Consider the following 15,005-nt stretch of genomic DNA (forward strand, 5'->3'; position numbering starts at 1 on the left):
CCGGGAGAGAACCGGCCCGCGGGCTCCGCGCCCGTCAGCCGGCGAGACCGGCCTGGCGGGCCCTGAAGAGGGCAGCGATGGTGAAGGCATCGGTGATCAGCCCTTGGCCCGCCATCCGTTCGGCCTCGGTGAAGGTGAACGCACGGGCCCGGCGGATGCCTTCACTGAGCGGGACCTTGCCGACCTCGTCGATGCGCGCCGCGTACAGGGCGACCGCCTGGGCCAGGATGCCGGTGTCGGGATGGAGCGTGCCGAGCTCGATGAACTCCCGCGGCGCGCTGCCGAGCTCCTCCTTCAGTTCCTTGGCCGCGTTGTCCTTGTCGGCCAGCCCGGCCGTGCCGCCTCCGCGCGGGATCTCCCAGTGCCAGGCGCGCGTGGCATGCCGGAAGTGTTCGATGAGGACCACGTCGCTGCCCAGCAGAGGCAGCACGGCCACTCCCGGTTCCGGCTGCGGGGCGAGCATGCGCAGGTACCGGCCGTGCTGGCCGTCGGGGAAGACGACCGGGTCCTGCAGCAGCATCCACCACTGGTCGCGGTAGATGACCTGGCCTTCGGTCATCGGCCAGCGCATGATGCTGATCGTCCCGTCCCCGGACGGTGTGGCGAACCAGGCGGGATGCGTGTCACGCAGGTGCGCGTAGGCGGATTCCGGGGTGTGGTCCATCAGGTCACCGACGTCGGTGGTCAGGGCGAGCAGGGAGCGGGGCAGGGGCACGGCGGGGGTCATGCGACGGCCTCCCACCCGGCGGCGGACAGCTCGATGGCGAGTTCGTTGACCGCGGTGTAGGTGACGGGGCCGGTGGTGACGATCTGCGCCAGGTCCCCGGCGTGCGTCAGACGCCATTTGTCGACGACCCAGGCGGGCGGCCGTTGGAAGGTGACGGTCAGGGAGCCGGGGAAGCGCTCCGGACGGGCTCCGGCACACTCGAACCGGTCGACGGCGTAGGCGGCGACGTCCTGGCAGCGGTTGACCATGGCGGCCACCCCGGCCCGTCCCAGGGACCGCAGCCGCGTCCACAGCAGCAGTGCGGGCAGTCCGCCGCGCGCGCCGACCACCGTACGGTCGGGCACTGTGATTCCCGGAGCGGTTGCGGGGATCTGCTCGCGCCGCATCAGCGAGATGCCCGCGGGGACGGGCAGGCCCAGGAGGCCGTGTCCGGACAGGGTGATGGAGTGGGCGCCGTGCGCGAGCGACCACGGCGGCACCTGGTTGCTGTGTGCGGCGGCCAGTCCGCCCGCAGTGGCATCGACATGGACGTGCACCGGTCCGGAATTGGCTGCGGCGTCGCGCAGTTCGGCCACGTTGTCGATGGCGCCGCGTAGCGGGGTGCCGCAGGTGGCCACCACCACGGCACCTGCCCCGCGCCGCATCCGTGTCTGCAGGAGCAGGTCCTCGGGGTCCATCGTGCCGTCGGGCAGCGACTGCACAGGTACCCGGTTCAGCCCCAGCAGTTTGCACGCCCGCGTCACGCTGCAGCTGGCCTGCTCGGAGACGTATACGGACGGCTCCGGGAGCCCGCGGCGGGCCATGGCCAGGCCGTGCAGGAGCGCCTCCTGCGGCGAGGCCGCCACATAGCCGTGGGCATCGTCCGGTGAGGCGCCGGCGAGCGCGGCGAAGTACTCGAGCACTGCCTCCTCGTACTCCTGGATGCCGGTGTCGAAGGGGTTGCTCGCGTACGTATCCAGCCGGTGGTCGACGAACAGCCCGAGCAGCGGGGCGAGTTCGCGCATCACCTCATCCAGGTGGTCGGGGAAGCTCAGGAACTGCCGTTCGTCCCGGCGCAGGGAGCGGTGCAGCTGGTGCAGCTGACCGGTGTCGGCCGCGGGATCGGAAGGCTGGAAGCCGATGGCCAAGCCCTCATCGGGCGGGTTCGAGGCGGTGTGAGGGCTCACGTCATCGGCTCCGTACGGGTCGCTCGGCAACAGGTGCTACCCCATCTACGCCCGCCCGCAGCCGCCTTAGGCCGCCAGGGCGCCGAGCGCGCCGTGGGGCGGGAGGATGCGGCGCACAACCCCTGTGCGCCTCCCGCCTCACGAACCGCACAGTTCCCGGGCGGCCCAGCCGTTTTGGCGGTCGGCGGCTGGCGGATCCCGCCTGCGGGGAGGGCGGGGCAAGTCGCGGAGCCAGCAGGTGGGAGCGCGGCCAGCGGCAGGCGCCGTCACCGCCTTTGGCCACGAAGGATCGGTGCGTCCGGACACGAGGGTGTGCACCCCCTGCCGTGGCCGGGCGGACCCGCAGGCAGCGAGGGCCGCCCGGCCGGAGTTCCTCCCACAACAAGGAGTCCTGCGTGATAGTTCGCCAGCGCGTCAGACGTGCCGAAATGGCCAGCACCCCGGAGGGCCGTACGGCCTGGGCGGCCGGCAAGTCACCTGATCCGCGTAAGGACGGGAACGGAGGAAGGCACACATGAAGACGTCTGTTGCCCGCGCTACGGCCGTGGCCGGGATGGGGTTCGCCCTCATCGCGGGTCTGGCCGCCACGCCGGCCTCCGCGAACAGCTCCGGCTGGTGGACCTCCCCCGGCGGCCGCGCCGAGGGCTTCTACAACAGCATGAACGGCCGCGTCTACGCGGGCGACCTCAGAGTGGACGGCTACGCCGCGATCACCCAGGTCCGCACCGCCAAAAACGGCTACTTCGTCGTCGACGTCAGGGACAAGGGGGCCCGCGACGGCGGCAGTTGGAAGACCCCGACCCTCTACAAGGGCGTCAGGTTCAAGATGCGGGTCTGCGTGTACAAGGACGGCCACGCCCCCACGAAGTGCGGGTCCTGGCACGAGTTCGACAAGTAGCCGCCGAGCCCCGTAGCAACACCGCAGGTAAGTAGCGAGGACGAAATGATCAAGACATTCCTTGGCCGTACCACGGCCGTGACCGCGCTGGGTCTCGCCCTCACCGCAGGTGTGGGCGTTTCGACGGCCGCACCGGCTATGGCGGCCGACAGCTTCAGCCAGCAGATCACCTGCAAGAAGGCCGACGTCCGCACCCAGCCGAACGGCAAGGGCAAGCACGTCATGTACGTGTTCGAGAAGGGCAAGGACTACGGCCGCATCACCAAGTCCTGGCTCGACAAGAACGACAACATCTCGTACTGGTACGGCACTTGGCACCACGGCAAGACCGCCAAGAAGGGATGGGTCAAGCTGGCCTGCGCCGACCCGCGCGCCACCTGACCACCGCCGAGTACCGACAACGAGTGAGTCACCGCCGGGCGGGCCCGACCAGGGTCCGCCCGGCGGCGTCCGTCAGGAGGGGAATCGAGCATGGCCGGAGTGTGGGTGGCGACGAGCCTGGTCGACGACGGCATGAGATACAGGCTGATCCGGGCGGACGACCTGCGGTACCTGCAACTCGTCGGTGAGCGACCGAAGTTGATGGCCCAGGTCCCCGGCGGTCAGGTTTCCGGATGGGTGCCCCTGGCCGACAGCCCGGCGCCGCACGCCCGGTTCTCGGGGACGGTGAACGGCGACGCCGTGCGGCCACCACTGCCGGAGCACTTCCACCTCGAACTGGTCCGCGCGCTGGACGCCGCCCGCCTCCGGGCGCTCGACGAGGGGCATTCGCTGATCGTGCGCCCCGTTCTGGACGGCAACACGTGGACGTGGCGGGTGGACAGCTCCGGCCTGGTCTTGCAGGAGAGGCCCGAACTCGCCGAGGTCACGCGCCGGGGGCCGCGGCTTCCTGACCCGCCGCCAGACCCGAGCTGACCCGAGGGTTCTACAGGGACCCGCTGAAGTGGCCGGTCAGGAACTGAACGCTGGCCGGCAGGACGACCGCGCAGAGCGGACCTTGACGGAGTAGCCCGTCGGGGTCCGCCCGTGTTCGGGGTCGGGAGCCGTCAGCCGTGTCAGGGTGCGGCGCCACCGGGGGAGCGCCGCACCCTGCGACCAGCGTTTCGACGTGCCGCTCCGGGCGGGCGCGCTTCCGCACGATGGCCCGGGCACCCTTCCGGAACTCAACTCCGGTGGGCTCGGGGCGCTGTGCACCGTCGCCGCGGGAGGCATCGGACCGCGCTGCTCTCCCGCCCTGCGGACCGGCAGCCCAAGTCGGCGTTGCAGGCCCTGGGAGCCGGGCGGCCGAGCCCGGCACCGGACGCGCCCGGGTGCGCAGCATCGACCCTGCCAGGCCACTTCCGCGCCACGCTCTTCGAAAGGGCTCCTTGATGATCCGCCGTATCGCGACCCGCTCGGCCATCGTCCCCGCTGTCATGGCGGTGGCAGCGGCCGCCGCCCTGACCGTCACCACCGCCCCGGCCGCCCACGCCGTCGGCGAGAACGCCAAGTGCACTGTGAACTGGTCGAATTTCCGCGCCACGGTGGGCAAGAACGCCTGGAACCTGCGCACCGGCCCGTCCACCGGCTACAGCAGTCGCGGCTACCTGTACCGAGGCGACAAGCTCACGGTGCTGTGCAGCCGCGGCAACTGGGACTACAGCCAGCTCACCCAGCGCTCCAAGTCCGGAATATCCAAGGGGACCCGGGGCTGGGTCCGCGCAGACGGCCTGGTGAGCCTGGCGGGCTGATGGTCCTACCCCGCACCCCGGATGTGCGTCCCGTGCCGGCTGTCGTGCCGAGATGCCGACTGGCGTCGCAGGACACGTCAACGGGACTCACACCACGTCCCTGACTCTCCAGCTCTCCACCGGGACCGACTCAACGCCGCATCCCCAACCGGCGAATCACCGCAGTGAGCACGCACGGCCGAGCTCATGAACACCTGCATCGGAGAACCGCATGAAGACGCGCACCAGTGCCGCCACCACCCTGATAGCCGCGGCCCTCGCCGTCGGCACCCTGGCGGCGAGCCCCGCCTCGGCGTACAGCGTGCACAACGTCCGCGACTACAACACCACCATCGAGGGCAGCAACGGGGTCCGCTTCCGCACCGCCCCGGGCTACAACACGACGACCAAGGGGCTGCTGGCCACCGGCGACAAGATCACGGTGACCGCGACGAACCCGGGCGGGTTCGGCAACTGCACCTGGTACAAGGCCACGCTCAGGGCCAAGTCGCGCAACGGCCTGTCGAAGGGCACCACGGGGTGGGTCAGCTGGGTCTATGTGCGCAAGGACGTGCCCAAGGGCACCCAGGGCTGCTGACCCGAGGATCCCGATCACGGCGTGCGTGCCGCGATGCCGCGGCCCGAGGAAAGCGGCACACCGCCACCGGTCTCACCGCTCAGGGCGAGGGCCTGCGACAGCCGGACACGCAAGCCTGCATCGGGATCAACACCGCCAGGAGAAAACCGGGCCGAGCGCGGTGAGCCGCGCTGGCCGGACCCCGCAAAGGAAGAAGCGAGAAAAACATGCGCAGGAGCACTCGTGCCGTTCCGGCGGCGGTGGGGGCCCTGGCCCTGGCCGTGGTTCTGACCGGCTGCAACGGGACGACGGACCCGGCAGACAAGCGCCCGAGCGCCGCCTCGAGCACGGCACAGGATCAGAGCACGTACCGTCTCGGCCAGGCCAGTCCGGTGCAGGAGAGCAGCACGCAGGACTCCGCCGGCGCCACCTACACGCTCACGCCCACCAAGGTGGTGACCGGCACCGCGGCCGACGTCGACAACTCCGGACTGCAGAAGGACGCGGAGGACGGACCGCAGGTCCCGGTGTACGTCTGGTCCACGCTCACCCACAAGAGCGGCAAGGCGATGCGGCTCGGAGACATGGACGACGACCTGGTCGTCAAGACCAGCGGCGGCCAGCGCACGCGTGCCCTCATCGTGCTCCTGGGACAGGCGAAGTGGCCCGACTGCCCGCCCTTCGACTCCGACAAGAAGCTCGCGGCGGGGCAGTCGGAGCAGATCTGCACCGCCTTCCTGATCCCGGCGGGGCAGAAGGCCGCCGCCGTGGAACTCACCCAGGGCTACTACAAGGACCCCCTGGAGTGGCCCGTAAAGCGCTGACCGGACGCCCGCGAAGCACATTCCGAGGCAACCGGCACCCACACGGGACGCCCCCAGGCCGCGACCGGGACGCCGCAGAATCCCTCTGGTTCCAAGCCGTGCTCCACGACGTGCGAGCCCGGTGTCCACACGAAGAGGAGCCTTTTGTGCCATCGACCGTCAGCCAGCGCCTTGCCATCCTGACCACCACCGTCACCCTGCTCGTCGGCGCCGCGGCGATGGCCGCGCCGAACGCCTCAGCTGTGGGCTCGTCGGCCTGCCGCTACCACATCACCCGGGCCACGTCGACGGTGACCGCCAGTGGCGTGAACTTCCGCACCGGCCCGGGCACCGGATACGCCGCGAAGGGCCTGCTCTACAAGGGCGACACGTTCATAGCTTCCTGCGGCGTCCTCAAGGGCACCGTCGAACACCGCCAGGCCTGGATGTACGCCAAGCTCTCCCACCGCTCCAAGAGCGGTCTCGCCGCCGGAACATGGGGCTGGGTCCGCGACGGGTTCGCCGTGTCCAAGACCTGAAACCAGGCGCCCACCCCCGCGGCTGCCACGCTCCGCCGGACCATCGGCCTGCCCGTGGCGGACACAACCGTGACGCCCGCGCACCATCACCGCGGCGGCTTCCCCACTCGGGGATGCCGCCGCGTGCCATGCCGGGCCGACGCTCGCCCCTGCGCAGCAGCGCTTGCGGGTGTGCCTCCTGCCGGCCGTTGGGCGTCGCGAACTGCTGTGGGCGAGCGGGCCGGGCATCTGCTGTCTGCCGCCTTCACCGCCTGGCTGAAGGGCCCGTGAGGCGGACCGGCGAAAAGGAATGCCGCACCAGGTGCTGGGACTTGGCACCCGGCGGCGACCGCTGCCGGGGACACGGCGTTGAAGCGGTACCCGGTGCCCTGTTGGGCTGTGCCACCAGCGGCCCTTCCCCCGTGCCGCTGCCACCGCCCGCACGGCGCGCACCCCTGACGAGCCCGTCGTGCGGGCGGCCCCGACTTCCCTTGCAGAGGCAGGCAGGCGATGGCCCACGCGCAGGTCCGCGACGTCCCCCGCACCACCTTGACGCCCGGCCCCGCACCACAGCTATCCCCCCTCCGGGCCCCAGCCGACGGCGCGGAGCCACCGCGCACCCCGCCGACCTTCCGCGACGTCCTGCGCCACCGGTACTGCAGCCGCCTGCTGATCGCGTCGGTGACCGGGCGCCTGTCGCTGGGCATGGTGCCCGTCGCCCTGATCGTGGCGGCGCAGTCGGACGGCCACTCCCTGACGACCGCCAGCGTGCTGGCCGCGCTCTACGGCATCGCACCGGCGCTCGGCCTGCCGCTGCTGGGGCGGCTGGCCGACCTGCGCGGCCTGCCCCTGCCATGCTGCCTGGGAGCCGCCCTGGTAGCCACCGGCTTGGGCACCCTGGCCCTGGCGGGAACCTCCCACCTGCCGCTCGCCGCCCTGTGCGTCGCCCTGGCCGGAGCCGGATGCCCGCCGCTCGAGGGCGGCCTCAGATCGCTGTACCCCACCCTGCTGCCCGACGCCGCGCACGTGCGCACCGCCTACACCCTGGACTCCTCCACCCAGGAAATCGTCTACGTCACCGGTCCCGCCCTGGCCATCGCGGTGGCCACCGGGCTCTCTCCGGCTGCGGCCCTCGCCCTGGCGGCCGCCGTCACCGTGGCCGGCTCCGTCGCCTTCGCCACCGCCCGCCCCGCCCGCACCTGGCGCGCCGCGCCCCGCCACCGGGACCGGCTCGGCGTGCTGCGCCCGCCCGCCATGCGGCCCCTGCTGATCTCCCTGGTCTTCCTCGGCGCCACGGTCGGCGCCCTCGACGTCGCCGCCATCGCCGTGGCCGAGCGGCAGAACTCGCCCTGGCTGGCGGGCGCGCTGCCCGCGGTGTTCTCCGCGGCGGGGCTGCTCGGCGGTGTCCTGTTCGCCCGCTTCCAGCCCGCGACCGCCCCACGGCCGCGTCATCTGATGCTGCTGGGCGCCGTGTTCGCCGCCGGATGGCTCCCCCTGCTCGCACCGCTCCCGGCCCCGGCGGTCCTCGCCCTGGCGATGCTGCCGGGCGCCTTGTTCGTCCCCCTGCTGACCGTGGCCAGCCTGACCGCCACCTCGCTCGCCCCGCCGGGCACGACGACCGAGGCGGTCGGCTGGCTGTCCAGCGCGATCCGCCTCGGCCTGGCCGGCGGCACCGCCCTGGCCGGCCCGCTCGGCGGCCACTTCGCCATCCCGCTGATGGCCGCCGCCCTGTGCGCGCTCCTGCTCTCGGCCCGCACCGCGCCCGCCAGCGCCCCTGCCGCCGGCTGAACACGAGCCCCCGCACCGCTCCCGCCCGCCGGAACGGCAACCGCGATCGCCGTGGCGGGCCCTGGCACACCACGACGGCATACCGGTCACGGACCTTTGCAGGCTTGCAGGCTCCCAGGCACAACCGCCCGAACCAAGGGAGATTGCTGTGCCCGCTCTGTCCGTGCTCCGCCGCACCGTTCCCACGGTCGCGCTCGCCGCGACCGCCGCGCTCACCGTTGGCGCGGCGGGCTCGTCCGCCTTCGCCGCCGCTCCGACGGCCGCGTCCACCCGCGTCGCCGCCGCGAACACCTGCCCCACCTGGACCGTCATGAAGAACGGGGTCAACTTCCGCACCGGGCCGTCCACCGCGTACCGGTCGATCGGCTACCTCTACAAGTGGGACTACGGCACGAAGGTCGCCGGCAGGGGCTCGTGGGTCAAGCTCCGGCTGAACGAGCGGTCCAAGTCCGGCCTCAAGAAGGGCACCACGGCCTGGGTCCACAAGAAGTTCGTCGACCAGTGCGTCTACATGCAGTACTGACCGGCCCCGCGGGACCCCGTGCCCGCGCCTTTCTGCGCCGGGGTGTCGGCCCCGTGTCGCGTCCGGACACGTCAGCGGCATCGAGCTCCCCTGACTCAACCAGGCGCAGGGCTCCCCGCACCGCGATCGGCGCCCACCACATCCCGGCAGTTGGGCCGGGGCCGCACTCCGGACGGCACCCGATCCGGCACAGCCCAAGTCACTCGTCCGACAGAAGGACTCTCATGAAGCTGCGAACAACCCCTGCGCGTCTGGCCGCCTCGAGCATGCTGGCCCTGTCGGTGGTCGCCGGCGTGACGGCGACCACCGCCTCCACCGCGTCGGCCGCCACTGCCACGGTCAGCAGCCGTGCCTGCAACCACTCGGTCAAGCTGAACACCGACGTCTCCACCACCGTGAAGTTCCGCACCGGGCCGGGGACCAAGTACCTCGCGAAGGGCCAGCTTTCCAAGGGCACGAAGGTCTTCTGGTCCTGCAACAAGGGCTCGACCGGCAGCGCGAAGTCCTGGGGATACGTGAAGGTGAAGTCCGGCGTGCACGCGGGCAAGTGGGGCTGGGTGGCCAGGACCTACATAAACACGCCGATGCAGTACTGACCCGGCACGCTGCCTCCCGGGCATGTGAGGCTGCCCCGGCGACGGTGCATCGACGGCGCGGCCGTCGACAGCCGAAGGCGGAACGTCCCTCCCGCCCCGCCCACGCCGGAGGTTTCCCGGCTCAACCGGGAAACCTCCGGCACACACCCACGCCCATACCCGCAGCACGGGCCGCCCCGCTGTTGTTCACCGTGCTCGCGGCGTGCTCGTGAGGGCACGACGCGCACCTCCTGCCCAAGCGCCCGACCGGGCCGCACCGTCCGCTCCCTGACCAAGGAGTTCACGCCTTCCATGAACGCACCCCTCGTCCGCGTGGCGTCCCGCCTGGCCGCCGTCACCGCTGCCGCTGCCGTGGCCGGCGCTCTCGCCTGGTCTCCCGCCCAGGCGGCCTCCGGGCAGGCGGACAAGTACGGCCCCGGCTACGCGATCCCGGACAGCGACGGGAGCGCCGCCACGTCCCACATCGGTGCGTACGGTCCGCCCGGCATGACGGTGTACGGCACCTACGAGACGTTCTGCGCCGATCCCGGGCGCAAGGGCCCCGACGCGGCGGGCGGCTACACCGGCCCGGCCACCGTCGAGCACTGGACCTCCTCGGTCACCGGCCGCCCCGTCCCCGACGCCCATCTCGCCTACGCCTCCTACGTCGTGGGCAAGTACGGCCAGACCCGGGATGCGGCCCAGGCCGCCGCGGTCGACGCGGCCGTCTACGAGTGGCTGGCCGGCGGCACCTACGGCATCGACGGAGAGCGCGGCAAGCAGCGCCTGAGCTACCCGGGCGTCTCCCCGTCCGCCCGGACCCTGGCGCTGGGATACCTGGCCGAGGCGAAGAAGTACGCGGGCCCCTACCGGCTGACCGTCGCCCCGAAGGTGACCGAGACGCCGGCCGGGACCAAGGTGACGGTCACTGTCTCGGTCACCGCCCAGCTCTCCGGCGCCAAGGTGCCCGGGGTGAAGGTCGCTCTCACCGAGTCCGGCAAGGACGGCGAGCACGGGAAGGTCACCACCGGCCAGGACGGCACCGCAGCCTGGGAGTTCACCGCCGACGCCAAGGGAACCGCCACCGTCCGCGCCACCGCCACGGGCCTGCCCGGCTCCCAGCTGAAGATCCTTGAGCCCCGCGACAGCAAGGCGCAGCGGATGCTGCTGGCCGGTGACACCACCACCGCGAGAGCCAACGCCGCCATCAAGGTCACCGCCGCCCCCGGGGGCGTGACCATCCGCAAGAAGGACCCGGGCGGCGACCGCATGATCGGCGCCGCCTTCCAGCTGATCGACCCCACAAGCGGCCGAGTCGTCGCCGAAGGCACCACCGGCGCCGACGGCACCCTGGCATTCGACGACCTCACGCCGGGCACCTACCGGCTGCGCGAGACCGACTCCGGCAGCCGCCTGCACGCGCGCGTGCCCGACCAGGACATCACCATCACCGAGGGCAAGACCGCGGCCGCCAACCCGATCACCATCGTCGACCCGTTCAAACAGGGCGAACTGGTGCTGAAGAAGACGGACAAGGCCACCGGGAAGCCCCTGCCCGGAGCGGTCATCACGATCAACGCCGACACCCTCGACGCCTCGGGCAAGCACACCCGCGGCAAGGAGCTCGCCCGGCTGACCACCGGCAAGGACGGCACCGCCAAGCTCCGGCTCGACGTGACGCTCAAGAACGGAACGCACTACTGGGCGAGCGAAACCACCGCCCCCGCCGGTTACCAGGCCGATGCCGCACCCCAGCGCTTCACCGCCACCCCCGGCGCCACGGTCACCGTCACCCTCGCCGACTCCAAGACCCCCGTCCCCACCACTCCGCCCGCCACCACACCGCCCCCAGCCGCGCCCACCGCGCAGCTCGCCCACACCGGCTCGGCCAACACCACCTGGCTCATCGGCGCGGGCGGTGTCCTGGTGGCCGCCGGAGGCGGCGCCGTCTGGGCCGGATCCCGCCGCCGACGCCACACGAACACATCCGACACCCAGTGACCGCTCCGCCGGGCGGGGAGCACCCCGCGCCCCGCCCGGCGGCCCGGAGCCCTCAACCCACTCTGCGCCGGCAGAGCCACGGCCCCGGGATCCGCAGGCGGTCGCGGGTCAACCGCCTGCGGATCCCGTTGCACTGCCGGGCCGGGGCGTGATTGGCTCGGGCGCCCCGCCCCGCCCCGGAGAGACCGTGACCCGATCCGCTCCCGCGATGTCCCCGTGGACCGCGCTGACCGTCGGCGCGGTTGCCTGCGTACTCGGCGCCGCCTGGCTGGGCGACCGCGCCGCGCTGAGTGTCGTGACAGCCGGGCTGGGCCTGGGGGCCGTCGCGGCCTACGGGGTGGCCAGGGTGCGGGCCGGCCTGCCGTGCGCGGCCGTCGCCTGGCTGGGAGCGGGGGGTGTCGCGGGCATCCTGGGCTGGGGTCTGGGGGAGGACTACCCGTTCGGCTACGAGCTGGCGGCCTTCCAACTCCTCGTCGGCGCCGCACTGTTGCCCGGGCACCTGCGGCGCTCGGCCCGCTGGACCGTCGCGGGTGCCCGGGCGGGCCGCAGCGGCCGCTAGACCTTGACCGGAACCTTCTCGTCCGCCGTCTCGGGAGCCTGCTCGCCCTCGCCACCCGCGGGCTCGTCCGCAGCGGGCGCACCCTCGTCGGCGTACGCGGTGTACATCGCGCTCCCCTGCTGGTGCGACTTCTCGGCGAGGTTCTTCTTGACGAGGGTCTCCAGGTTGTTGCGCACCGTCTGGATGGTCGTCGCCCGGGTGGGATGGTCCTTCGTGAGCTGGTCGGCGACCTCACGGGCCACGCACGGCTGTCCGGGGGTCTTGAGGAGGATGCCCTGGATCAGCTCCCACAGCGGCGGCCCCGGCTTCTCCTCGGCCGCGGCCTTCTCTGCCGGCGCCTCTGCGGTGGCGGCCTCCGGTGCCGGAGCCTGCTCAGCCGCCGCCTTCTTGGCGGTGGTCTTCTTCGCTGCCGTCTTCTTGGCCGTCGTCTTCTCCGCCGTGGTCTTCTTGGCGGTGGTCTTCTTCGCCGTGGTCTTCTTCTTGGCGGCAGCAGCCTCCTTGGCGGGCTCCTTGGGCGGTTCCGCCTGCGCCGATCGGTCCTGGCGCGGCTGGGGAACGGTCGTCTGGGGCGTATCGGTGACGGCCTCGGCCGGTGCGGAGGGCCCGGGCTGTTCGGCCGGGGCTGACGGCGGCGCCTCGGCCACCGCGGCGGCGGGTTCGGCCTCGGGCTCGCTCGGAGCGAGCGCCGCAGGCAAAGTGTCCTGCGCCTGAGTCAACCAGGCTTCATCCACCTGGAGTTGCTCAAGGCGCTTCTGGAGACCGGCGATCTGCGCGGTGACGTCCTCCTGCTCCGTGCGGTTGGCCACGAGGGCTTCGGCGAATTGCTGTGCGAACACGCTCTGGATGGGGGTCTTCTCGGACTCGTCGGCCACGGCAGCACGCTCCTTGTACCTGGTTGTTGCTGCCGGATGCTACTCACTGCGAGGGGGCGGCAGTTGCTCTCCCGTATCATCGCCACCCTTGCGGGGGCCGCGGAGACCGTGCGCACGGCCCGGCCTCCACGATCACCGGCCAGATATCGGGTGCTCGGTCATGTCACCGGGGCAGTTGCGCGCAGGCTTCGCCGGCAAGTTGCCGGACACAGTCCTCCCAGCGGGCCCGCGACGCGGGCAGGACCTGGTTGCCGAGGTCGGGCAGGACGGTGGAGGACATCCGAAGTCCCTGAGCCGTGCAGGCCTCGCCGATGGTGCGGACGACGTCGGCGGGCATCCGGGTGGTGGGGACCAGCCACGGGCGCCGCCTGCCGGTGGAGGCCGGCAGGCCCCACAGCACCTCGTCGGCCGCCCAGGCGACCCACGAGTGCAGGGCGGTCTGCCACTCCTGGTCGGACAGGGTGCGCGGGACGCGTGCGCCCGCGGCCTCGTCCCACCCGTGGTTGCTTTCGTGCCGCAGGTGCGCGATCCAACCGTCCCGCGCGGCTTCCCACCGTGCTCCCCACCGCCGGCGGCCCGCCTCGTCGGTGTCGCGGAGGAACAGGCGCCGGGCAAGACCGTCGTCGAGCTCGTCGTCCGTCTCCGTGCGCCCGTTCTCCCGGGCGAACTGCTCGAGGCGCTCCTCGTACGCGTCGTAGCCCTCCTGTTCGTCGGGCTCGGAGTCCTCAAACTCCTGGTAGGCGGCCTCGATCCAGGCCCAGGCCTCCCCCAGGGGGGTGAGGTGCACTTCGGTGACCTGCCGGCCGGGCGGGCGGGGCATGGGCCGCCAGGGCGCGAGCGTCAGATCGGCGGTGTGGGCGGCGGCGCGCGGCAGCCCGGTGGGGGAGGCGTCGATGACGACGTGGCTGAAGGCGCGGTCGATGGAGGGGTGCCGCAGCAGCAGAGCCAACTGCCGGGCCTGGTCGGGCCCGTCGGCGCCCGGGGCGGAGCAGCGGACGAAGGAGTAGCCGAGGCCGGGCAGGGGGCGGACATGACGCTCGGGGTCCTCAGCCACGGCGGCGAGCCCCGGGTCCGCCTCGGGCCACCGGTGCCCCTGCAGGCCCGGCCCGTCCTGCACGCCGCGCGATGTCAGCAGATACAGCACGCGGTGGCCTTGGCCGGCCAGCGCCTGGGCGAGGCCGGTGGCGAGCGAGCTGCACCCGTGGCCGCCCTTGGAGTTGACGACCGCGATGACGCGCGGCCGCCGGGCGCGTACCAGCAACTCCGGGTGCGGTCCGGCGAGCACGGCATCGTCAGGCAGAGCCGTGTGGAAGTCGACCGTGCCGTGGCCCTCGAAGAGGCGGATGCGGCGCAGCACCGTGCTCGCACGCTCCCGTCCGCCCGGCTGCGCCGCCCAGTCGGGAAGTGCGCCCCGGGGCGTACCGGAAAACGGCCGGGCGGCCGGGTCTTGCCCGGCGTGGAGCAGGACCGGGCCGTGATCGCGGGGGAGCAGCAGGGTGCCACCGGCCGGATGGACCAGAGTGATCCACTGTCCGGCGGGCCTGCGTTGTTCCGGACCGGGCGTGCCGCCCGCCTCAAGCAGGCATCGCAGCACGCGCTCGCGGTACGGCTCGGCGACGGCCAGGACCAGCGAGTCCTCGCGCGGGCCGACCCAGGACAGTGCGAAGGGTCCGCCCAGGCCGCCGGGGCGGTGCACGCCGAACTCGCCGACGAGCACGGCCAGGACGCGCGCTTCGAGGTCCTGCTGGGCAGGGGCGGACGCCGCGGGGAGGACATCGCGGTGGCGTCGTACTTCGTTGAGCGCGGTGGCGTGCGGTTCGCCGGTGTAGAGGCGGCGGGCGCGCGTGCGACGGTGGGTGACGGTTGTGGCCACGGCGTACTCCGTATCGGCAAGGCGTACGTCCCGGCACCGCAGCCCTGCAGGAGTCGTCCTGTGTGCTGAGAGTGAGGACTGGCCGTGGCCGGGTTTTGCCGCCGGAGAAACGCGTCGCGGAAAGCCGGGTCTCGACGCAGGCGGTCGGGCCGCCGTACAGCCCTGTCCACCCGCACGATAGCAGCGCGCAGCCGTCAGGCCGGCGCCCGGGCGACGCCGCGTGTCGCGACTCCCCAGGTCCCGTGCTGCGCCCCCCCCGGGGATCATCCGCTGACCCTCCCGCCCCGCCGGGCGGAACGTTCACTGCCGATCCCCGGCCGGCCGCTGACCGCACGGGCACCGTGGTGACAACCGGGCGGCCGAGCCGAAGAGATGCCTCCCAGTGGAAGGGGCAGCCCGCCCGGATGCCGTGACCC

16 protein-coding genes are annotated in these 15,005 nt (G+C 72.4%); 12 read left to right on the forward strand and 4 right to left on the reverse strand.

The window, feature by feature from the left end; genetic code table 11:
* Positions 1 to 34: 34 nt before the first annotated feature.
* Positions 35 to 727, reverse strand: coding sequence for an NUDIX hydrolase (locus ACIBEI_RS23385; RefSeq protein ID WP_398891815.1), 693 nt, complete (start codon positions 725 to 727; stop codon positions 35 to 37).
* A complete protein-coding gene (locus ACIBEI_RS23390; protein ID WP_398891817.1) occupies positions 724 to 1,893 on the reverse strand; it encodes a pyridoxal-dependent decarboxylase in 1,170 nt (389 codons plus the stop codon). Before ACIBEI_RS23390 ends, ACIBEI_RS23385 begins: the two co-directional genes overlap by 4 nt.
* Positions 1,894 to 2,407: 514 nt before the next feature.
* On the opposite strand from ACIBEI_RS23390, the gene ACIBEI_RS23395 reads away from it, so the two are divergent.
* The 12 genes from ACIBEI_RS23395 (at position 2,408) to ACIBEI_RS23450 (ending at position 11,844) form a co-directional block, all read left to right on the forward strand.
* The gene (locus tag ACIBEI_RS23395; protein WP_398891819.1) at positions 2,408 to 2,791 is read left to right on the forward strand and encodes a hypothetical protein; all 384 of its coding nucleotides are present in this window, start codon (positions 2,408 to 2,410) and stop codon (positions 2,789 to 2,791) included.
* A 45-nt stretch (positions 2,792 to 2,836) separates the two neighbouring features.
* Positions 2,837 to 3,172 carry a hypothetical protein gene (locus ACIBEI_RS23400; RefSeq protein ID WP_398891821.1) on the forward strand — a complete coding sequence of 112 codons (336 nt, stop codon included), beginning with the start codon at positions 2,837 to 2,839 and terminating at the stop codon, positions 3,170 to 3,172.
* A 90-nt stretch (positions 3,173 to 3,262) separates the two neighbouring features.
* Positions 3,263 to 3,706, forward strand: coding sequence for a hypothetical protein (locus ACIBEI_RS23405; protein ID WP_398891823.1), 444 nt, complete (start codon positions 3,263 to 3,265; stop codon positions 3,704 to 3,706).
* A 455-nt stretch (positions 3,707 to 4,161) separates the two neighbouring features.
* The gene (locus tag ACIBEI_RS23410) at positions 4,162 to 4,521 is read left to right on the forward strand and encodes an SH3 domain-containing protein (protein WP_398891825.1); all 360 of its coding nucleotides are present in this window, start codon (positions 4,162 to 4,164) and stop codon (positions 4,519 to 4,521) included.
* Positions 4,522 to 4,732: 211 nt separating this feature from the next.
* Positions 4,733 to 5,098: an SH3 domain-containing protein gene (locus ACIBEI_RS23415; protein ID WP_398891827.1), complete on the forward strand. Its 366-nt coding sequence runs from the start codon at positions 4,733 to 4,735 to the stop codon at positions 5,096 to 5,098.
* Between the two features lie 206 nt (positions 5,099 to 5,304).
* The gene (locus ACIBEI_RS23420; protein WP_398891829.1) at positions 5,305 to 5,901 is read left to right on the forward strand and encodes a hypothetical protein; all 597 of its coding nucleotides are present in this window, start codon (positions 5,305 to 5,307) and stop codon (positions 5,899 to 5,901) included.
* A gap of 146 nt (positions 5,902 to 6,047) precedes the next feature.
* A complete protein-coding gene (locus ACIBEI_RS23425; RefSeq protein WP_398891831.1) occupies positions 6,048 to 6,419 on the forward strand; it encodes a hypothetical protein in 372 nt (123 codons plus the stop codon).
* Between the two features lie 489 nt (positions 6,420 to 6,908).
* Complete coding sequence (locus ACIBEI_RS23430; protein ID WP_398891833.1) at positions 6,909 to 8,186, forward strand: MFS transporter; 1,278 nt, start codon at positions 6,909 to 6,911, stop codon at positions 8,184 to 8,186.
* Positions 8,187 to 8,334: 148 nt separating this feature from the next.
* The gene (locus ACIBEI_RS23435) at positions 8,335 to 8,709 is read left to right on the forward strand and encodes a cell wall hydrolase (protein ID WP_398891835.1); all 375 of its coding nucleotides are present in this window, start codon (positions 8,335 to 8,337) and stop codon (positions 8,707 to 8,709) included.
* Between the two features lie 224 nt (positions 8,710 to 8,933).
* Positions 8,934 to 9,305: a hypothetical protein gene (locus tag ACIBEI_RS23440; protein WP_398891837.1), complete on the forward strand. Its 372-nt coding sequence runs from the start codon at positions 8,934 to 8,936 to the stop codon at positions 9,303 to 9,305.
* A 291-nt stretch (positions 9,306 to 9,596) separates the two neighbouring features.
* On the forward strand, positions 9,597 to 11,285 hold the full coding sequence (locus ACIBEI_RS23445) for a collagen binding domain-containing protein (protein ID WP_398891839.1): 1,689 nt from the start codon (positions 9,597 to 9,599) through the stop codon (positions 11,283 to 11,285).
* A gap of 187 nt (positions 11,286 to 11,472) precedes the next feature.
* A complete protein-coding gene (locus ACIBEI_RS23450) occupies positions 11,473 to 11,844 on the forward strand; it encodes a hypothetical protein (RefSeq protein ID WP_398891841.1) in 372 nt (123 codons plus the stop codon).
* Here ACIBEI_RS23450 and ACIBEI_RS23455 read toward each other — a convergent pair.
* Positions 11,841 to 12,716, reverse strand: coding sequence for a hypothetical protein (locus ACIBEI_RS23455; RefSeq protein WP_398891843.1), 876 nt, complete (start codon positions 12,714 to 12,716; stop codon positions 11,841 to 11,843). The genes ACIBEI_RS23450 and ACIBEI_RS23455 overlap by 4 nt on opposite strands.
* Before the next feature lie 163 nt (positions 12,717 to 12,879).
* The gene (locus tag ACIBEI_RS23460) at positions 12,880 to 14,589 is read right to left on the reverse strand and encodes a hypothetical protein (RefSeq protein ID WP_398891845.1); all 1,710 of its coding nucleotides are present in this window, start codon (positions 14,587 to 14,589) and stop codon (positions 12,880 to 12,882) included.
* Positions 14,590 to 15,005 lie beyond the last annotated feature (416 nt).

It is taken from the genome of Streptomyces sp. NPDC050988 (assembly GCF_044456225.1).
In the GTDB taxonomy this organism is placed as follows: Bacteria; Actinomycetota; Actinomycetes; order Streptomycetales; family Streptomycetaceae; genus Streptomyces.